The 20586-nt window shown below is 41.5% G+C and carries 21 protein-coding genes; 11 read left to right on the top strand and 10 right to left on the bottom strand.

The annotated features are described in order from the left end of the window. Positions 1-239: 239 nt before the first annotated feature. The 3 genes from AN944_RS11625 (at position 240) to AN944_RS11635 (ending at position 3129) form a co-directional block, all read left to right on the top strand. Positions 240-1274, top strand: coding sequence for a putative porin (locus tag AN944_RS11625; RefSeq protein WP_055024787.1), 1035 nt, complete (start codon positions 240-242; stop codon positions 1272-1274). Between the two features lie 209 nt (positions 1275-1483). Continuing rightward, complete coding sequence (locus AN944_RS11630; RefSeq protein WP_055024788.1) at positions 1484-2536, top strand: YHYH protein; 1053 nt, start codon at positions 1484-1486, stop codon at positions 2534-2536. Between the two features lie 65 nt (positions 2537-2601). Beyond that, positions 2602-3129 (top strand): hypothetical protein, encoded by a 528-nt coding sequence (locus tag AN944_RS11635; protein WP_055024789.1) that lies wholly within the window; start codon positions 2602-2604, stop codon positions 3127-3129. Positions 3130-3246: 117 nt separating this feature from the next. Here AN944_RS11635 and AN944_RS11640 read toward each other — a convergent pair whose 3' ends face one another. Further along, a complete protein-coding gene (locus tag AN944_RS11640; protein ID WP_055024790.1) occupies positions 3247-3645 on the bottom strand; it encodes a YgiW/YdeI family stress tolerance OB fold protein in 399 nt (132 codons plus the stop codon). A 390-nt stretch (positions 3646-4035) separates the two neighbouring features. Then, positions 4036-4356 (bottom strand): hypothetical protein, encoded by a 321-nt coding sequence (locus AN944_RS11645; protein WP_055024791.1) that lies wholly within the window; start codon positions 4354-4356, stop codon positions 4036-4038. Positions 4357-4609: 253 nt separating this feature from the next. Here AN944_RS11645 and gmtY point away from each other — a divergent pair, with 253 nt between their 5' ends. From gmtY to AN944_RS11670, 5 genes are read left to right on the top strand one after another with little or no spacing between them, the layout of a single operon-like run. Continuing rightward, positions 4610-6067 carry a gamma-mobile-trio recombinase GmtY gene (gene gmtY, locus AN944_RS11650; RefSeq protein WP_055024792.1) on the top strand — a complete coding sequence of 486 codons (1458 nt, stop codon included), beginning with the start codon at positions 4610-4612 and terminating at the stop codon, positions 6065-6067. Further along, complete coding sequence (locus AN944_RS11655; protein WP_055024793.1) at positions 6067-8751, top strand: integrase family protein; 2685 nt, start codon at positions 6067-6069, stop codon at positions 8749-8751. The genes gmtY and AN944_RS11655 overlap by 1 nt, the downstream gene beginning before the upstream one ends. Continuing rightward, positions 8751-9428, top strand: a complete 678-nt coding sequence (gene gmtX, locus AN944_RS11660; RefSeq protein WP_055024794.1) for a gamma-mobile-trio protein GmtX — start codon at positions 8751-8753, stop codon at positions 9426-9428. The genes AN944_RS11655 and gmtX overlap by 1 nt, the downstream gene beginning before the upstream one ends. Next, the gene (locus AN944_RS11665) at positions 9428-9865 is read left to right on the top strand and encodes a VPA1267 family protein (RefSeq protein ID WP_055024795.1); all 438 of its coding nucleotides are present in this window, start codon (positions 9428-9430) and stop codon (positions 9863-9865) included. The genes gmtX and AN944_RS11665 overlap by 1 nt, the downstream gene beginning before the upstream one ends. Beyond that, positions 9862-12015: an AAA family ATPase gene (locus tag AN944_RS11670; protein WP_055024796.1), complete on the top strand. Its 2154-nt coding sequence runs from the start codon at positions 9862-9864 to the stop codon at positions 12013-12015. The genes AN944_RS11665 and AN944_RS11670 overlap by 4 nt, the downstream gene beginning before the upstream one ends. A gap of 452 nt (positions 12016-12467) precedes the next feature. Here AN944_RS11670 and AN944_RS11675 read toward each other — a convergent pair whose 3' ends face one another. The 6 genes from AN944_RS11675 to AN944_RS11700 all read right to left on the bottom strand — a co-directional run bounded on the left by AN944_RS11675 (position 12468) and on the right by AN944_RS11700 (position 16621). Next, entirely contained in the window at positions 12468-12911 is a 444-nt protein-coding gene (locus AN944_RS11675) for a YiiD C-terminal domain-containing protein (RefSeq protein WP_082419996.1), read from the bottom strand. A 65-nt stretch (positions 12912-12976) separates the two neighbouring features. Beyond that, positions 12977-13621, bottom strand: coding sequence for a DsbA family oxidoreductase (locus AN944_RS11680; protein WP_055024797.1), 645 nt, complete (start codon positions 13619-13621; stop codon positions 12977-12979). Positions 13622-13741: 120 nt separating this feature from the next. After that, the gene (locus tag AN944_RS11685; RefSeq protein ID WP_055024798.1) at positions 13742-14053 is read right to left on the bottom strand and encodes an EthD family reductase; all 312 of its coding nucleotides are present in this window, start codon (positions 14051-14053) and stop codon (positions 13742-13744) included. A gap of 45 nt (positions 14054-14098) precedes the next feature. Next, a complete protein-coding gene (locus AN944_RS11690) occupies positions 14099-14899 on the bottom strand; it encodes an SDR family oxidoreductase (RefSeq protein ID WP_055024799.1) in 801 nt (266 codons plus the stop codon). Positions 14900-15040: 141 nt separating this feature from the next. Next, positions 15041-15862, bottom strand: coding sequence for an AraC family transcriptional regulator (locus tag AN944_RS11695; RefSeq protein WP_198589623.1), 822 nt, complete (start codon positions 15860-15862; stop codon positions 15041-15043). A 165-nt stretch (positions 15863-16027) separates the two neighbouring features. Further along, positions 16028-16621, bottom strand: a complete 594-nt coding sequence (locus tag AN944_RS11700; protein ID WP_055024800.1) for a TetR/AcrR family transcriptional regulator — start codon at positions 16619-16621, stop codon at positions 16028-16030. A gap of 109 nt (positions 16622-16730) precedes the next feature. Between AN944_RS11700 and AN944_RS11705 the strand changes: the two genes are divergently transcribed. Further along, positions 16731-17549 (top strand): peroxiredoxin family protein, encoded by an 819-nt coding sequence (locus AN944_RS11705; protein ID WP_055024801.1) that lies wholly within the window; start codon positions 16731-16733, stop codon positions 17547-17549. A gap of 18 nt (positions 17550-17567) precedes the next feature. Further along, positions 17568-18125: a carboxymuconolactone decarboxylase family protein gene (locus tag AN944_RS11710; RefSeq protein WP_055024802.1), complete on the top strand. Its 558-nt coding sequence runs from the start codon at positions 17568-17570 to the stop codon at positions 18123-18125. A 426-nt stretch (positions 18126-18551) separates the two neighbouring features. Here AN944_RS11710 and AN944_RS11715 read toward each other — a convergent pair whose 3' ends face one another. Beyond that, positions 18552-19103, bottom strand: coding sequence for a prepilin-type N-terminal cleavage/methylation domain-containing protein (locus tag AN944_RS11715; protein ID WP_327272391.1), 552 nt, complete (start codon positions 19101-19103; stop codon positions 18552-18554). A 404-nt stretch (positions 19104-19507) separates the two neighbouring features. On the opposite strand from AN944_RS11715, the gene AN944_RS11720 reads away from it, so the two are divergent. Then, positions 19508-20314, top strand: a complete 807-nt coding sequence (locus AN944_RS11720) for an SDR family NAD(P)-dependent oxidoreductase (RefSeq protein WP_055024803.1) — start codon at positions 19508-19510, stop codon at positions 20312-20314. A gap of 45 nt (positions 20315-20359) precedes the next feature. Here AN944_RS11720 and AN944_RS21635 read toward each other — a convergent pair whose 3' ends face one another. Continuing rightward, complete coding sequence (locus AN944_RS21635; protein WP_160319086.1) at positions 20360-20536, bottom strand: hypothetical protein; 177 nt, start codon at positions 20534-20536, stop codon at positions 20360-20362. Positions 20537-20586: the final 50 nt, after the last annotated feature.

Here is a 20586-nt window from a genome sequence, read left to right on the forward strand (position 1 = left end):
AGCTTACGTAATCTCACTGCCATTCAACCCCAATAAATAGCTTAAATTCGCTAAGAAACGAAACCACACAATTCAAGCCTCACCACTTCACTCTTTACACCGCTCACACTTTTATATAAATTAAATGAAATATAACACATTGATAAATAACAATAATTGATACAATTACACACAAGTGTTACCAAACAGTAATAGTCAATCTTGTTATTTAAATCAGTAAACAAACAAGGATGTAAGATATGAAACGATGTCACTCTCAGCCACTCAAACTGACCGCAGCGATTGCTATTAGCCTTGTGGCTTTTTCTGCTCAAGCTAATGATACGCTAGCATCAGCTAACAACAGTTTTCATCACGATACGAGTGCTTCCTATATCACTGATACAGACAACAGCGACAACGCTTATCTATTTGCCAGTTATCGTTATTATTTTGATGCCGTGAGCACTGATTTAGGTCCTTGGGCCCTAAATACCTTTTTGGCTCAATCTTCAAACTTCGGCGTAAACTACCTTAAATCAGATCTAGCCGAGACCAGCAGTTATCAAGTCGATGGCACTTATGTTTTTGAATCAAACTGGTTCATTGGCGCAAATTATCAGCAAATCAATGATGACGATGACTCCTTTGCTTGGCCATATAATTACGACGAGTCACTTTATGGTCTTAAGCTAGGTTATTACTTTAACGAAAGCTCGCAAATCTCCATTTTTTACCAAAACCAAAGTGGATCAGATAGTTATCAACACACAAGTGGCAGTGGTCAGAATTTCCAAATCGGCTTATTAGCAGCTAATTTTGATAACCAATCCGATACCTTCGGTATAGAGACTCAAAGTTATATCCCAATGGAATCAATTAATGGGGTGAATTTGTTTGCACGTTGGCAGTACATCGATGCGAGTCAATATTACTATTATCGACTCGCGCAAGATGGTTTTTTGCCAGAACGCTACTTCACCACTGACATTGATAATACCTTCAACCACATTTTTCTAGCCGCTGATTTTTACATCAATAAGTCGTGGTCAATAGGCGCGCAATACGATTGGCAAGATATTGATATCAAGCAATTTAATAGCAGCAGCTTCACCCCTGAGGGGGATACAATTGAAGTCTCTGACAGTGTCAATAATTACGGTCTTAACACGGCTTACTGGTGGCAGATATCACCCCATTTTTCTGCCAAATTTAGTGCAAGTAAGCTATTTAATGACAATGACGATAACCAAGACTCCTTGCTATTTGGCCTAGAATTAAATGCAAGATTTTAAACCCAGTAAGTTAATGCTCTTCGGCCAATGAGTTGCTTAGTGTCATCGCCATGACTTTGATGGCGATGACCACTTAACAACAAAAAACTAACATTTATCCACTTTCTCCTTCGTTTCTACACATTTGCTGCACATTTCATCGCTACGATAGACCTTAATACATGAGCAAACGCTAACTTACCCTTTGCATTACATAGGAAATCGTTGCGATGAAACTGACAGTTAATTCAAATAATATAAATGCCAACCTAATACTGCACTGGCTATCTTTATTACTTATCTGCACATTAACTGCTTGTGGCGGTAGTGACAGTAATAGTGATGCAGAGATTGCAGATGAAACCCAAGAAACGGTCACAATCCCCAATGACAATTCAGGTAATGATAACACTGGTGATGACTCTGACAGCTCTGGTGCTGATGATGAAGGTGCTGGTTCAACTGATGGGGTGCTTTGCGACTATGTAAATAGCACCTATAACGAATCTGAATCAGTTTATAACACCAGTAACGCCGAATGGTCATGCGAGGGAGGTGAACGCTTATTAGAAGCAAACGGGATCCCTGACCATGATGTCGGCACTTTCCCCAATGCCAACAACCCAAATATGATTTTCGAGCAAGATATCTCAGCTAATTTCAGCTTAACACCTGTCGAAACTAACACTGCCACCGTTCTAGGCGGCCCAAGAGGCACCCTAGGTTATGTACTCAATGGAGTAAAAATTGATGCCAGTACAGCGGGTACTTGTGATGATTCTGGAAATAACTGTAGCTTAGTAGGCAACGAGGGTAATTGGAATATTGAGGCATTAGGCCAAAGCAACTTTAACTTTGGTACCGACGATAATAACGCCCACGTTCAACCTGGAGGCGAATACCATTATCACGGAATGCCAGAAGGCTTTATCGAACTTCAGCAAGGCGGTAACGACAAAATGACCCTCATAGGTTGGGCTGCTGATGGGTTTCCTATATATGCTCGATATGGTTACAGCGATGCCAATGACGCCAGTTCAGAGCTCAAAGCCATACAAGGGAGTTATCAGCTAGTCACCACGGTGAGTGAAAGCAGGCCTTCGACCGAGATTTATCCACTCGGGACCTTTGCTCAAGATTGGGAATATATAGCAGGTTTCGGTGACTTAGATGAATGCAATGGACGAGTTGGAGTCACACCTGAATTCCCTAATGGCATTTACCACTATTACGCCACCGACAGTTACCCGTACTTTCAGCGTTGTGTCAAAGGCGAGGTTTAGTCTCTATTTATCTGGTTGAAGCCAATAACACGATTACACTTACATCAATTAAGAGTATACCCAAGATGATGTTATTAAAAATTATCACGATATTAATAATCTGTATTCTAATGTGTGCCAACGCACTCGCACATATGATGGTTGCGCAGCACGGCACCATCAATATTGTTGATAAAGGCGCCTTTATGGTGCTGTCCTTACCCGTATCTGCCTTTGAAGGTTTAGATATGGACAATGATGGCAAAGCATCCTCTGCCGAACTTACGCGATACAAAAACCAAGCAACTGAATTAATACATGAAAATGTGCAGCTTAGTGACTCAAAAGCCAAGCTACAATTGCAAGGGTTAATCATTTCATTAGCATCTCATGGCAATCCCCAAAAGCCGTCATCACACTTAATTGTAATGGGTAAATACCCCCTAGATAACACCAATGACGAATTAACGTTTACCAATCGCTTATTTGGTCGTCACTTGTCTGAGCAACAAATGGATATGACGATTACCCGGCAACATGATAAGCAAAAACAGACCTTTACTATCGATAAAGATCAGTCGTCTAAAACCTTACTTAATGCCTCTGCAGACTAATTTTTCAAAACAAAAAGGCGAACCATCACTAGGATGATTCGCCTCTTATTTTCTTAATGAATAACCTCGTTAATAACCTAGTTAATAATCTTAGTTATTAAACTCGGTTAACCTGTATTAGTCAGCTAAACGAACAACATCGACATCTAAAGACGTAGTAGTCCACTCACTATCCACTTCACCTTGTAAAGTCAGCTTGGTTTCTGGAGTCGCATGAATACCACTCCATTTGTCATCATCAATTTCGACAATGATTTCGCCACTGTCATCTTTAAATCGATACTCTTCATCACCTAAAGACTCGACGATAAACCCTGTTAGTATGGCTGGAGCATCGTCTTTTGCCTCTAATGCAGAAGCAACCGTATGAGCAGAGCCAGCAACTGGTCCACTGAATCCACCAGCTTGCTTTAACGCTGGTGTCGTTACGGCAGCATTATCAGAATAACCTTCAGACTGATTTGCCATTGCTGCTGATGACATAAATAACACACTGCATACTAATAATTTTTTCATTTCTATCCTCATTAACATCATTGGCTAATAGATTAAGGTTTGCGACAAACACGCTCTTTTTGCACAAGCTGAAACATTGGTTAACACCTTTTGTTGTTGGCGGAATAATACGCGATTACTAAGTGTTAAAGTCCAAGATGACCGATTGTTAATGTGAAACATTGTTCATCATTGGTTTATTAAGGTGTATTAGCGCCTCAACCATTAAAGTTATGCTTGATATGGCTATGATATGAAGAATTATTGATACCTAGTTACCACTTTACGCCACTGTGGTCTCATATGATGTCAGCAGTCAGCAGTCAGCAGTCAGCAGTCAGCAGTCAGCAGTCAGCAGTCAGCAAGGTAAATAGAAAATATATCAACAAAAAAGAGAAGCAACGATATGGGTTAGTCATTTAACATCGACTCACATTCGAAGCCTTGTCTCATAGAATCGAATCGACAGTATAAACCACACTGCCATGGTGCATTGTTATATTCTGCCGATACTGTCTGTGCATGAGCTTTACATGAAGGGTAATCTACAAAATCTGTATCCATTTCATAAGCGGCAGAATCATAACCATTTTTATACACAAATGAGCTCCAAACTTCAGGGCCTTTATGTTGATTAGACTGATTGATCATCACAACTGATGTGATAACAGCAATTAGCAAGCCGATGATAACGACGACAGATACAAGGTTAGCGTTTTTAGCTGTAGGCATAATAATTTAGCGAAAAATAAACATGGCATTAGCATAAGCGGTTAATAGTGAAAAGCAATCGCTACTAAGCTAAGTCAGTTCGAAAAACATAGGATTTAGCTGAAACTAAAAGCAGCCTCAACACATTTATATATAGTAACTTTAAAGGGTGTATAATGTGTATTAAGGTAGAGAAATCTGCCTTTTTTTTGCATATTTAACATAACAGGTGTATAGTAAATGGTGTGTACGATATGTATAAGGAAAACATGGTTTGTCATCAGTAAAAGTTAGAGCAACGATTGTAGAGGACAATACGGGCATCAAAAGCCAACTGCCTATCTTGCTAACTGAGCAAGGAGAGTTAAGTACGGTCACAGACTACCTACTCAAGCTAGAGGCAGACGGTGTGAGTAACTCCGTCATGAATGGGTTTATTCAAGCGGTGTCCTTGTTGCTGGATTATATGGAAGCAAATAGAGGATTGTTTGACGATCCGAAGTTGCTCTTTCAGACCTTTTCTAAGCGGTTGTATACAGGAACGATTGGTGAGGATGGACTTGACCCATCAGGTTTGTATTGGGTGCCAAGTTCAACCAGTAACGTGAATAAGCATATTCATCGATTGACGGCATTTACAGATTGGTTGGCAAACAAGCACGGCACTGCGTCCATGAATCCCTTGCGTAATGCTACCCCGCATGAGCAGCGATTGAATTACGCTGCATGGTATCGCAAAAACCAAAACGATTTCCTTGGTCATATCGAAGATAAGACTGTGAACAAAACCATCCGTAAGGCGCGAACCATTAAAGGACGCACGCCGCTCACCAAAACCGAAGATGACGCCATCGCCTTTCCTGAAAAGCATTGGGAAGATTTTTATATAAATGGCATCGGTGGCGCGAGCGACCCACGAGTGGCACTCAGGGACAAGTTAATACTCCTTCTCATGCACGGTGGCGGGTTACGCGAAAGTGAAGCTTTAACGCTTTGGGTGACAGACGTGTTTGAAGATCCCTATGAGCCAGATAGTGCTATCGTTCGAATTTACAACGAAATAGATGGCAAAGCCCCTGATGGTTGGCGAAGTCGTTCTGGTACACCAAACAGAGAAGCATATCTAAAGGAGCAATATGCTCGCATCCCTCGCCAGCGCATGAAAGGCACAGCTCATCTTGGTTGGAAGAACCGTGTGGTTGACCACAAAGACAATTACATACAGGTTCAATGGTTTCCAACTGACTATGGCAAAGTGTTTATGTCACTTTGGAAAAACTACCAAAAGTACCGCGCCAGCATCGACTGTCATCACCCTTATGCGTTTATTTCGTTTCATCATAGCGCTATCGGCAACCCTTACACCATCAACGCCTTCCATGATAACTACGCCAACGGCTTGAAGCGCATTGGTTTAGAGCCGAGCAAGGCAGAAGGCTTAGATCCACATGGGCATCGACATAATTACGGCAGACGATTAGAACGTTCAGGATTGAACCCGTTGGTAATTCGACGCTGTATGCACCATAAGTCCCTAGACTCACAAATCCCCTACACAGGCAAAGGCCAGCAGGAAATCTCTGACGAACTCACTCAAGCCACGCTGCAACTGGCAAACCCTGAATCCAAAGTCAAAGCACTCGACTGGAAAGCATTGGTAGAGCATGGTTTTGATGACATCGACCCGCAGGGCTACTTCACTGGCAAACATCCAAAATTGAGAGGTAAATAATGGCGAACAAAGGCAGAAAACTCGACGGACGCTCATCGGATTTAACTTTCTCATGGATGCTCACCACGCTTGGTGCGGAGTGGCAGCAATGGCAGGAGTTAGCAGCGGAGTGGATGGCAACTCAAACGACAGGTATTAACAATAAACAAAATGCTCTAAATCGTTTCTTTGAGTCCTATCTGGCTGAATATGCACCCTATGCCATCGGCGATATAGATTTGTTTTTTAAGGGCTACTGCGGTCATCAATGCTCTAGCGAAGAGTTGAAGATTCTTGTAATGAAAACACAAAATGCCCCAGCTATCATCTCTAAAGGCGTGAATTTTCCTTGTGACTTTATCGACTTTGTTATTGAAAAAGTGTTCTCCGAGGAAGATGACCATGGCAACCTTGCTCCCTTAGTTCAAAACCCGCTCAGCAAAATCAAGAGCCAAGCCTCCACTACGGAAACCGTGCGTAACCCCTTGCCGTATCGCTATATTCAGGACTTACGCCAAATACTCTGTCCGTTGCCCGACAAAACCGAACTGACCGTCATTGAGCAAAATCTCAAGGAAGGTGAACAACAACTTCCTGCTTACCACTACCGTCATTTCAAGCACTGGACATGGGCGCAGCAGCAAACAGGGCAAGGAGAAAGAGGTGGCGATGGTGATTGGTTTGAAGTTGAGCCAGAACTGATTGATAAAGCCGATCCTGATTGTGTGTGGCGCACCAAAGAGGTGACTCGCCATATTAAAGGAGAGGGGAAGAAGAAAATCACCGTCCATCAAATCTGGTCGCCTGTCAAAGCGATGGTGATTTTAATAAAGCTCCATCTACCACTGCGTACCTATCAGGTGCGTATGCTGGACAGCGGTGAGGCTGATACATGGCGCTATGAGCAAGGTCAATGGGTGCTCAACACCAAACATGACTTTGCCCTTGGCAGCGAGAAGCGCCCGTTCGGGAAAGGCATCTTCCGCCGCATTCACGACACCATGACAGGGCTGTATTCCACAGGCTTGTATATCAACACCAACAAAACCGCTGACCAAAACAAAGACGAACTAGAGCGTGGTTATATCATCCCTTGGCAAAACGAGGAAGTGCTGTACTGGCTTGAGAAACTGCGTAACTGGCAAGAAAAATATAACCCCATTGCAAAGCCCACCGATTGCACCACACTGCTTAATAAGCATATTGGAAAGAGCAAGTCGGATAAACAATTAGAAAGCATGGGGGAAATTGCGTTTCTGTTTCGTGATGCGTCAGCAAAAGGTGAGGATGAATCTAAACCAATTGCAGGTGACGCAAATATAGCGCCTTTCTGGTATCAACTCCTAATAACGCTAGAAAACCAACTGGCAGAACGTGGTAATACCCTAGATAACGGAGAACGGCTAAAACTGGTTGTGGATTACCCTGAAGGTACTCAAGAAGGTTCTAAAGTTGCCACACTTTTTCCTTTACACAGTTTGCGAGTCTCACTCATCACGGCGTATACGATGGACACGCAATTGCCACTGCCTGTGATTTCTAAGCTATTAGCTGGACATACACGCCTGTTGATGACCATCTACTACAACAAAATCACTCCATCGGTTATGGCTGAGAAGATGGACGAAGCGCATGGCGCACTGGATGCCAAATCCAAACAATCAGTGCGCAACTTCCTTAAAGATGCTTCGATGGAGCAAATCCAATGCAAGATGGTGTATCACAGTGATGATAGCATTCAGGCGGCATTGGTTAACCGTAATCCGATAGGCTGGGAAGAACGCTCGTGTGGGATGTGTCTGGTTGGTGGCAACACCGTGAAATCGGATGAAGTCAGTACCCTTGGTGGCTGCTGGAACGGTGGTGAGGTGATTAAAGATACAAAAATCGCTTACAACCGTGTTTACGACAGCGTAGCGCACGGCTCTGAAAACTGTATCCGCTGCCGCTGGTTTATTACCGAAGCACGCTACCTACCTGCGCTTAATGCCCACTTCAATCAACTGAGCTACAAAGCACATCAGGCCGCTAACCTATCGGTGGAAATTGAGGGTGAACTAGAAGCCCTCAAAGATGAACAGTTCTTTTGTGAAGAGCAAGGTAAGCCGTTCATCAAGCATGATGAACTGCAAGCACTACAGCGCCGCTATGAAAAACAGCAAGTCGAAGCCGATGAATACGCCAAAGATTGGATAGCGTGCTTTGAGCTTATCAACAAAATCATTCGCGTCGAAGAAGCCAGGAATGAGGATGACGCCAAAGATAAGCTGATTGCGGTTGGCTCTGAACAAGATGTCAGCCATGCCTTGAAATTTATCGAAACCGACTCTGAATTGTTACACCTCTCCCTAATATGTGATGATGCGGAGTTCTATCCTGATTTACAGGATGAACTTCGTAAAACGCCTGCCATAGAAAAGCGCTCACGCAAGCTCAGTCGTGTACTGATGAAAAAAGGTTTTGAGCCAATTTTCATGGAAATGGACGACAAGCAACAACTCATCGCCGCCAATGCCATGCTGCGCCAAATGGCGAAAATTGCCGACCCTGACGACAAGCTGGAAGGCTACCGCAAGGTGGCGAGCTACATCGAAGCGGGTGAATACCTGACTGATAACAAGCTATTCTCTCAGGGTATTCAGGCACTGACTGATAAAGCAATTAATCTTGATGGCATAGCACTACCGAACTTATTGGAGGACTAATGGAACTCGATATTGAAGTCATTCTGGCTGACTTAAAAGAAGGCAAAGTGCCTCGTACGCAGCAAAACCTCGATAAGCTCAACGAAACCCTGAAAGCCTATGCAGAATCAGGTCAGCGTGACTTCTCCATCACGCAAATTGGTCGGGTGTCTGCGGAAAATGGCGGATTGGCGTATGAGGCTTTTCGTGCTACCCGAAACACGCATTACCGCACCTTGATTGAAGCATGGGCGCAAAAGTGTAAAACCAACACTAAAAAGCCACTATCACCTACATCACGCTCCAAATCTGTCCCACAAGACAACAAGTTGTTAGAGCGCATCCCTGACCCAGCCGTCCGCGCTTTGTTTGGTCAAATCATCGCAGAGCGCAACCGCTACCGCAAAGAAGTAAACCTGCTTAAGCAACACGCCAATATCACGATTGATAAGCGACCTGTCCGTCAGTTTGATGCCAGCGCAGAGCCAAGCATTGAAGTGCTCCCCTCACTTTCTGGTGTGCTTAATGAATCAGAAAAAAAGGCATTGGCTTATGCCATCTCCGATGAGTGTATGGACAAGAACGACTGGCAAACAACGCAGGCAGGCCAAGTGAAAGACATGGAGTTCAACACAGAAATATTCCCCCGAGGCTTTGTGACTGGCCTGCGCAAGCTACTGGGTGAGGTTGATAACTAATGGCAAATGGGCAGCAAAAAGCACAGCAAAACCTCGATGCGTTTCAGGTGTGGGTGGCAACTCAACAGGATGATGACTTTAAACAAATAGTGTTTAGAGGTCAGCTAAATCGTATTGAAGTGGCTAAAGCCGTAGGCTGTGGTAAATCAGCTCTAAATCAAAATCCTGATTTACGAAAATCATTAAAACAACTAGAAGATAACCTGCGCGACAAAGGCGTGCTGCCACCACTGACCGACACCGCAAAAAAAGAAACTGATAAGCCTAAACAATACGATAATACGGCGAATCGCAAGGCGCTTGATTCAAAACGCTTATCAGCACTGGAGGCTGAAAACATTGAATTAAAAACCAAAGTGAAAGAGCTTGAATGTAAACTTGAGCGCTTTGGTGAATTATCAGAAACCTTGTCAGAAATGGGGTTCATGCCTCGATGAATGCTACCTTACACGAAGACCAATTGCGCGTCACCAGTATCCCCTACACCTCATCAAAGATGGTGATATTCAGCGGTACACCGCTAAAGAAAAACTCATACAGAGCCAACAGTGGTAAATACTACGTCACGATAAAGGTAGATCCTGACACATTGCCTGCACAACCAGCTATCGGTCAGTATTGGTCAGTCAAAGGAAGTCGACAAGTCGAAAGCATGGACATAGGCGATTACGTTATGCAGCAGCATACCTTTGAGTCACCTGAGTATGTTGAATGCAGTTTGCCAGAAACAGGCGAACAACTGATCCGATTCATCGCTAGGGAAGCTGCCTTTAAAGGTATTGGTGAAAGCAAAGCAAGGGCGCTCTGGGAGCTTTTAGGTAAGAATTTTCATGCAACCTTGAGAAAAGATACGCCAGAGTCAAGAGAGCGGCTTAGAAGTGTTCTGAGCGAAGATTCCATTATCTCATTGTTTGAGGGATATTCTAAATACAAGAATCTAGCCTACTGCAATTGGATGTCTGAACACAAGATACCTGCCAGTGTTCAGCAGCGTTTGCTGAAGTATCACACTGAGAAATCCATTGAAGCAATTAAACATAATCCTTATGCGCTAATTGGTTTCGGCATGAGTTTTACAGAGGTGGATTCTATTTCTCAAGCGAAGCTTGAGGCCACAACAAATGATGACAGACGATTGAGTGCAGCGCTTGAAATAGCGATACGCAAAGAGATTGAGAAAGGCCATACCTACACGATACAAGCTGATTTACGCACTTATTTAACCAAGTTACTCAAGGACAAAGAACTTGTCGCCAAAGCCTTTAAAGCAGGACATGACAAAGCTCAGTATTTATTAAATCACACAACAGGCACATACCATCCAACGGCTCAGTTATTGATGGAGAATGTCGTTGCTAAACGACTCAATGCGCTTGCCAGTCAAAACAACTTGTATGACGAGTATGCAGATTCTGCATATTGCTCTGCGGTTGGTGAATTACCTTATGAGCTAACAAAGAAACAAATAGAAGCTGTCACTACATGCTTGGATAACGCCGTAAGTTGCATTACAGGTGGTGCTGGAACAGGCAAAACGACAGTGCTTAGAACTGCATTGCGTGCCTATCATATAATGGGGTTTGAAATACATGCTGTAGCCTTAAGTGGTCGTGCGGCCATGCGCTTGCATGAGTCAATTGGTTTTATCACTTCAACGATTGCAAAGTTACTGCGAAATGAACCTATTGATTCAGATAAACAAAAACATCTGCTCGTTATTGATGAAGCCAGCATGATTGATTTGCCGACCATGTACCGCCTGGTCAACCATATTCATCCATCGGTTCGTATTATCTTTACAGGTGACCCCGACCAGTTACCGCCTATAGGTTGCGGCAAGGTACTTGCCGATATCGTTCTGTCTAAAGCCATTGCTAACACCATGCTAGATATCGTTAAGCGTCAGGAAGGTTCAACAGGCATTCCCGAATACTCCAAGCTCATTAATCAAGGCATCGTACCTGAGAAACTAAGTACGGGCGCTATTCACTTCCACGAAACGACAAAGAGCGACATTGCTCAAGTCTGTTGTGACTTGTATCAGCAATCACCTGAAAACAGTCGTGTTATGGCACCGACCAAAGCGCTCGTTGCTGACATTAATAAACTAACACAAGAAGCCGTCAACCATAATGGAAATAGACTTGAGTTCGAAATGCACGGTGAGAGATTCATTCAAAACCTCAGATTGAATGATGCGATTCTATTTACGCAAAACCATTACGACAAAGGCATTCAAAACGGCTCTCTTGGTACACTAACCAGTGTTGAGTCTTCGGGTGAAAGCTATGGTGAAGTAACGCTGGATACGGGGGATAAAGTTGAGGTCACACAATCAGTACTCGATTGCATGGAATTGGGTTATGCAATAACCCTCCATAAAGCACAAGGTTCTCAGTTCCCACGCATTATCATTGCTTTGCAGAAAGGTAGAATCGTTGACAGAGCATGGCTTTATACCGCTATCACTAGAGCTGAGCATGAAATTCACATTGTTGGGGCAGAAGATGATTTTAAAGCCATTACTGAGGCACCAAGTCATTCACATCGGCGTAATAGCTATCTTGTTGAGCTTTTAAAAAGATAAAAATAAAATTTGTTACTTTGGGGAGTGACTACGGGTACAAGCGGAGATAAGCTGTGTGTTAACGCGAAGCGTTATCCACATCTTATTCTGCGTTCTTGCGTAGCAAGATGTGCCTGTAGTTGAGCGACCATCAAAAAGCCCGTTGGTGTTCACAATAATTGCGTACTCATTTGCAACACACTTCTGGACAGAAATCATTTAGAGTACTCTGTCTACGTCGACTAATATTGATTAGAAAAAGTATCCGAAATTATCAAAGATCTATAATTAGTTTCACCCTCTTTATCTACAAAACGAGCGGTGAACGGTAGCCGAAGAGTACAGGGCAAGATCACGAAGCTTTACCTTGTGCTAAGTTTTTTATCTTATACTTCTTTTTGATAACAAACCAAGTCAACCATGTCTAAGCTCAATTTATTCAAGTACTTTGTAGCCTTCATTGCATTTTGACCTTATAACTCTTTATTAAAAACGACGTATACTCCCTCAAAAGTAGCAACCAACTCATCCGCACAAAATAGATTGCAGGCTATTTGAACACGACCTTTTCCCTTGCGTTGAAACGCACGATGAAACCGAGACCACGCCGTAAGGTTGTCATATTTACATACTGCTGTTACATCTTTGCTGGCGGGTTTCAAGTATCGAATGCTATTTTTTTGAATAACAATTTGATGTTTTTTACCCTCCAGCTGGGCATAAACTAAAGACCAACCTGCCAAAATACCAACAACAGACAAGCTGCCGCCAAACACCGTATTCATGTGGTTTGTATTCATTCTCAATGGTGCAGTAATCTCGATATTTTTGCTGCTACAAGTATTCACACCGATACCGAGAGACTTTGATACTGGTATATGATGATGAAGGTAGACTTCAAGCTCTCTATGTTTCATATAGACCGTTGCCTTTTTTAGACCGCCAAAATATTGCAAAAGTCCGTTTTAGAGGGATGCAGGAATTACATTTTAGCTAATTCAGTTAATACTTGCTTATACGTATCCACTGATTGGGCTCCAGAAATAGCGCTCTCGCGATTGAATACAACTGTTGGAACACCTGATATACCCGCTTGTTTCCATTTCTGTTCCAGCGACTGGACATGACTTCGCATATTATCGTCATCTAGGCATTGCATTGCTTCGTCAACATTAATACCAAGACTTTGCAACTCTTGCTCGAGGGTACTCTTGCTGGATATATCTTTTTGCTCGCTATAAAACGAAGCAAATAACCGGTTTTTAAGCTCGGTTTGCTTGCCTACACTTTTTGCATGCTCCAGAAGAATATGAGCATCAAGGGTATTTACAGCTTTTAGCCCGTCAAAGTAGTCGAATTTAAACCCAACGTCTTCTCCAAGCTCTGTCATCTCTTTTCTGAAACGAATGCTATCTTCTAATGTAGTACCGTACTTCCTTTTAAGGTGGGCACGTAGGTCTTCACCTTCAAGCGGCATATCTGGATTTAACTGAAAAGGTTGCCACTCAATCTCAATGCGATCTTCTATCCCAAGCTCTTTTATCGCGGTATTTAAACGCTTATAACCGATAATACACCAAGGACAAATCACATCTGACACTATATCCAATTTGATTTTCTTATTCATATTTAACTCTTTTTTATCAAGCGTTTAGCTTCAATTTTATTTCATTAAATAACACTAAGCTGAATCCAAATTGTTTATTATTCGGTATCCTGCTCATTTTCACCGTAGAGAGTTGCGGTTCTATATTTTTTGCTCACAAAGCTGAATTGTTGGAACGGTATTAGTGAAGTTCGGTACATCAGCTTTTATCTTCTCTGCATTTGGGCCAAATGCCGTTTGAAATGACTCTATAGATTCAAATGAAATTGTACTAATCGCCACATATGCCGCTGCTTCACCAGGAACAACACTTGTTAGCCCTGCATCTACTGTCGCCCCTTTTAGTGCGTCTCCCAGAAGCTCTCCTATCATAGGAACATGTTTGTTGCAGTAGTAATCAAAATCAAAAATCACATCATCGTTATTTGGGTATATTACGTATACTTTAATCATTGCTTTTTCCCTTTTTCTTTCACTAAAGTTTTAAACTGTTGGGGGTTACATTTTGTTCTTGGGCATTGCTTTTCCAATCATTGATTCACCCATTATTGCCTGCTTTTGGTGGGAGATGATCCCAGAAAGAATAGCGGTCATTCGATTACGTTTACCTGGAACCACAACTGCTTTTCTACCCAAACCATTGATAGCTATTTCTGCTACTTCCGCAGGATCTTTTGCAACCATAGGTAGTTTTGACCAGTCAACACCATTATCAGCAGTCATCGGTGTAGTTGTTAACCCAGGAGAAAGAACCGTTACATCAATACCTTTGGGTTTAAGTTCGCCATGAAGAGATGCACCTAGCTGAAGAACATAGGCTTTGGTACCTGCATAATTTGAAAAATATGGGGAAACCATATGACCAGAAAGACTTGATACCATTAAAATACCGCCTCTTTTTCTTTCGATCATCGCTGGTGTAAAGTGGTGAGTCAGTTGCAATACAGAGGTAACGTTAAGCTGTATCATCTTCAACTCTTGCTCTAGAGATGATTTAGCAAACGAACCATTAACTTCAATACCAGCGGCTAGTACAAGTAGCCCAATACTTTTGTCAATTTGCTTAACTTTTTCGACGCCTTCTGACGTACTTAAGTCAGCAGAAACTGTCATTGCTTTAATTCCGTAGCGTTCCGTAAGCAACGTAGCTTGCTCTTCAAGCTCTTTTTCTCGACGAGCGACCAAAACAACGTTCAATCCTTTTGCCGCAATCTGGCTTGCCATTTCTGCGCCAATGCCTGATGTTGCCCCTGTGATAAGTGCCCAATCACCATATTTTTCTTTAAAGCTGATACCCATAATTCGTTACCTTTCTCTGTGTTTAGTTGATGGGGTAACTATATGGAATTTGGAGGTACAGAGCTCTCCATAAAAGTTCAAAAATTGCTCACATTAGTTCAAACGAGCCAACCTGAATAGAAAGGTTAAAATGCGGTGGTGTCAAGTTAAACGAAATTGAGAAGGGGATAGGCCTGTTTGTCCTTTAAAGGCACGGTTAAACGTGGAAACCGACTCGAAACCCGTTTCAAAAACGATGTCGGAGATACGTAAGCTATTATCTTTCAGTAACACTTTAGCTTTGTTGATTTTTAATTTGCTAATGTATTTTATTGGGGGTTCTGAATACACCTCTTTAAACTTACGTTTAAAAGTAGAAACACTCATATGACACAGTGCTGCCAACTCATCCACACTCAGATCCGCATACAGATTACTTTGGATAATATCTTCAAATTTGGCAAAGTTAGGTTTAAACATAGAAGCAAGAAAATCGAGTTCAGAAGGTGCGCCGGTTCTTTTCGCCATAAGAATGACAAATTCACGTAGTTTGCTCTCGATAAGCAAATCATCCGCCAACTCTGGAGAATCCAGCAATATACTGATGCTATCACGATAGTGCTCTAGCAATTTGTCCACTTCAACCTGCAAAATATTATAATCGACCCTGTATTTTGACTGGCTAATATCAAAGTTAAACAGTGACTGAAATATTTCAGGATAGAGAAGGATACCAATCGCTTCACCTGCACCTTCATCATTATGATAGCTAGTGTTTTCATAAAAGTAGTTAGTGCATTTTGCCAGTATTCCGCAGTTTTTGTTCAATGAAGCAGATTCTGTCTGTTCCCTGACGTTAAAATCGCCATTTGTGACAAACGCAAAACACGCTTCACTGTCTACAAATACGCGCGGCATACGTTTGAAACTGGGTATATCTTGTTTTTGAAAAACAATACGTCCATTATATTTTATTGTTTTCATTTAAAGGCACCATTCAATAGTATTGCGATAAGGATAAAGCAGTCTACCTGCTCGATTAACTAATTGGCTCAACTAGAATCGTGTTGCTACGGTGCTGCATTCATAATCATTAGACATCTAAAACTCGACAACAAAACTAAAGCTCGAGAATAGCCTACGCATAATCTATTTTTCAAATGTACTCAATACAAGCATGAATACGTGTATAGATCGAGCGAGAGATTCATGTGGTCTTTGCCCTCTTGATTGAACTTTGAGTCCTTGACGAAACGTAAGGAAATAGTCGGTCAAATGCTCCGCATCTATACCATCAATAAGTCGTTCTGTTTTCTCATATTGAGTAAAAAATGCCAGTGTTGCAATACGACCTTGTTCAAACTTCTTAATAACATACTCATAGAGGGCTGGTTCGTTTGATTTTAATTCAACAATACTGTTTGTAATTAAGCAGCCGTAAGTGAGTAGATCATTCTCTGGATTTAAGAACTCACTATCAAATAAATATTGAAGATTCTCTGATATTAATTTATCTGAGTCGAGTTTCCTGAGTACCACAGACATGTGATGCTCAACATAGAAATCTACTATACATTTAAACACGGTTTCTTTGTTGCCAAACGCGTTGTAAATACTGGTTTTAGTTAATCCTGTAACGGTCGATAATTGATCCACCTTAGTCGACGCATAACCATGCTGCCAAAAATATTTGGCCATAACTCCAAGCACTTCTATCTCGTCAAACTGTCTTTTCTTTGCCATTTATCTATACAACTACATAAAATTCTTATTGACACCTATTGTACTAGTTAGTACATTAATTGCAAATGTACTAACTGGTACAATTAAACAAAACAATGAGGAACAAACGATGTTTTCAGCTATAGCACTATCACTACTTGGATTTGCCTCAACGGTGATTGGAAGTTTGCATTACTTTCTAAAAGTAAAAAAGAACAAGCCTCCCAAAAATCCTATCATCCTTATGCTAGCACTTGCGGCAGGTGTCCTTTTGGGGCTAGGTGCAATTATCAGTGGGATTATAAATATGCATTGGAGCTTTGTTTTCGTTGTCTTAATGTCCAGCTTTTCCATATTTCTTGGTGGTAAATTCATTTGGGTATTCAGTCAAAAAGATACTCCTCTAGGTGATATTAAAGTTGTAATTGGAGATAAGTTCCCACAATTCGAATCAACAACATATGACAACGAGATTTATTCGGCTGATGACATAAAAAATCAACGCGTTCTACTCAAGTTTTACCGAGGTGCTTGGTGTCCATACTGTAGTGCTGAATTAAAAATGTTTAACGATATGAAACCGACCCTAGATCGATATGGCGTTAAGGTCGTTGCGTTGTCGGGAGATACGGCAGAACAAGCAAAAATGCACATCGAACGAGATAGTTTAGATTTTCTTCTTTTGTCAGACCCAGAACTCAAAGTAGTTAAACAATACGGCGTTGAACACCACAAGGCTTTAGGGGCTGACTCGTCTAAAACAAAAACAGTATTAGGGCTGCCATTTCCTACTTCATTTGAATACAAATCAATGTCTATCCCAACATCGGTCTTAATTGATGAACATGGTGTCATCCAATGGATAGATCAGTCTGAAGACTATCGACTAAGAGCAAGCGAAGAACGATTAACTCAAGCCTTACGTAACGCTTTCACCATTAATAAATAATAAACCGAGAGAATTATTATGTTTAACTACCACAATATTGAAACAGCACCAGAAGCTTCAAAGCAAATGATGGAGCAATCTAAAAAATCACTTGGTTTAATTCCAAATTTACATAAAGTGCTAGCAGATGCTCCCGCAACTTATCAAGCTTATTTGAAGACTTATGAGTTATTCACGCAAAGTACACTATTCAGTCCACTCGAAGCTCAAGTGGTTCTGATGACCTCAAACTTTGAAAACAACTGTCACTATTGCGTTCCTGGTCATACGTGGATCATGAAATCAGCTAATATGCCAGAAAGCATTATTGAAGCACTACGGGAAGGAAATGAGTTACCTGATGTCAAACTACAAGCGTTGCATGTCTTTACTAAAGAGCTACTAGATAATCGTGGTCATATAGGTGATGAAAAGTTGCAGAACTTTCTAACGGTAGGATACACTGAGCGGCATGCACTTGAAGTGTTGACAGGCTTAGCTTGCAAACTCATTTCAAATTTCACCAATGCATTATCTCATACACCAGTTGATGCCCCATTAAAGGCTTTTGACTGGACTCACCCTTCAGAGAGGTAAGATCAATCTGAAGAGAGTATCTACTGATACTCTCTTTTAATGGCCGTGTATTTTCATAAGTATATGTGTTGTGGATTAGTAAATTTGGCCACATAGTCAGAACTCTAGGCATAAAGAAAAGTAAGTCAAATTACGAATCTTTAGTATAGCCTCATTCCTGCTCTAGCTTGTTATGGGGCAAAAGTTAGCTAGAGGTTTTGCTTTATCAGGTAGTGTAAACTCCTACCAAGATGGAGCGCACGACAACCGACATTGCGTTGCAAAAAAAACGTACACACCATTATACATAGTGTGTACGTCATTGTTACTTTAGCTAGCCCTTGTCGTATATAGCTATTCACTCACTCACACGAGAATAAACATACTTTCTACTATATACTCCATGAGGAGACTGCTTTATATTTCAATCTATAAATCTTAGCCTCCTTAACACTTGTTTGGATCAGTTTCTATTATGTACTCTGGTAATTCTGTTGTACTTTTTGCCTCCTTATAGATTAACTTACATTCTGCAGGCGCACCGACTTGCCAAATAGTCGCTTGCCCATTGCCTTCATACATTGTCCATTCAGCACCTCTATCAACAGCCATGGTTGGATCGGTTTCAGAAACGGCTGAGTTAAAGTTATTTTGTAGCAAATTATCTAAATCTAGTTCAGAAGCAACCACATAACCGTAGGCTGTGTACAAATCATTACCTGTACCGATATCTAAATCCGTCACATTTGCATCTTTCTCCACTCCAGCAAGACTGGCTTTTGAATACACCAATGTATTAGCACTTTGAATCGCCGCTTTCATTCCAGCAAGCGAGCTCACGCGAGCATCACCCTGCAAATTAATGAACTTGGGCGCGGCCACGACAGCTAAAATGCCAAGAATAATGATGACAACCACTAATTCGACTAAAGTGAAGCCGCCTTGCGCTTTAGTTGTCGACATTGAAAAATTCGGTTTTGTAACCATTGATAATTTCATAGTGATACCTCGCTATAGAGACATTTTCGTCTCTCTGATGAAGGCTTAAGTCATCTTAAACCTCGAATGCCATCCTAGCGTCGGAGTTAATCCACCTTATAACCATCACTCTATTTTTTTCTTAATTGAAACGACTTAATTGAAACGACAAGTGTATCAATCATAAAACCAAATAGAGCAAAAACTCTAAATCAACATTGGACTCAATTTTGTGATTGTGCAAATTAAATAAAGTTAATTTTTAACCAATCTATTGCTGCTATTTACAGTGCTCTATTATCAACCGAATCTATAAAGTGATTCTGCATTTAGTGCCATTATCAAACACTCAATAAGTGCTAATATTAATGAATCAAAACAGTGGACAGCGCCCCAGCGGCGATTAATATCATTAGGAATACACCATGCAAAAAATCATTCTTGTTACTGGTTCAACAGATGGAATTGGATTAGAAACAGCAAAAATGTTACTCGCTGAAGGCCATAAAGTATTACTTCATGGACGTAACCCTAACAAACTTGCCGATGTGGAAACGCTGCTTATTAACAGCTCCTCTGCTGCACAAATCGAAACGTATGTTGCCGATTTATCTAGCATGAGTGATGTCAAAAAGTTAGCAGCAAACATTAAAGAAAAACACAGTAAGCTGGATGTGTTAATTAACAATGCTGGGGTTTATAACCCTACGACGTTAATCACCTCAGACGGCTTAGATTCACGCTATGCAGTAAACACTTTTGCGCCTTATTTGCTTAGTAAGTTGTTAATGCCGATCATGGATAATAGCGGCCGCATTGTGAATTTATCTTCAGCTGCACAAGCCGCTTTTTTAGCAAGCGACATGGCACAGCCAAGTCAGTTATCTGATAGTACTGTCTATGCCCAAAGTAAACTGGCTCTGACAATGTGGTCACGAGATCTCGCCTTATCAGTTCAAGGTCATGGACCTATGATTGTCTCGGTCAATCCTGCTTCGATGTTAGGCAGTAAAATGGTTAAACAAGCATACGGTGTGGCTGGCGGAGATTTATCAATTGGTGCGGACATTCTAACCAGAGCGGCATTATCAGAAGAGTTTGCTCAAGCAACTGGGCAATATTTTGATAATGACAGAGGCCAATTTGCATCACCTCACCCTGATGCACTTGATGTAGCTAAAACCGCAAAAGTGGTTGCTGTGCTTGAGCGAGTTCTTACAGAGCTAAGCTAATAATTAAGCTCAGCTTCAATTACAAAAACCTTAATATTAAAAAAGCTAATGGCCCGTGCCTTTAGCTTTTTTATTGCCCTGCAATGACTCATTCTTTTGATAAAATCTGTCATCTTCAGCATAAGCACAACGCCTTTTCATCACGGTAAAACCCTGAGTTGCATAACAGTCCTGTGACTTAGCAACAAAGCGATTATCAACAAAATCGATAAACTGATTCAATATAGTGCTTGATTATCAAGCTAAAAATCTACTGTTAAGATCGCCCTCAT

The sequence above is a fragment of the Shewanella sp. P1-14-1 genome, from assembly GCF_001401775.1.
In the GTDB taxonomy this organism is placed as follows: Bacteria; Pseudomonadota; Gammaproteobacteria; order Enterobacterales; family Shewanellaceae; genus Shewanella; species Shewanella japonica.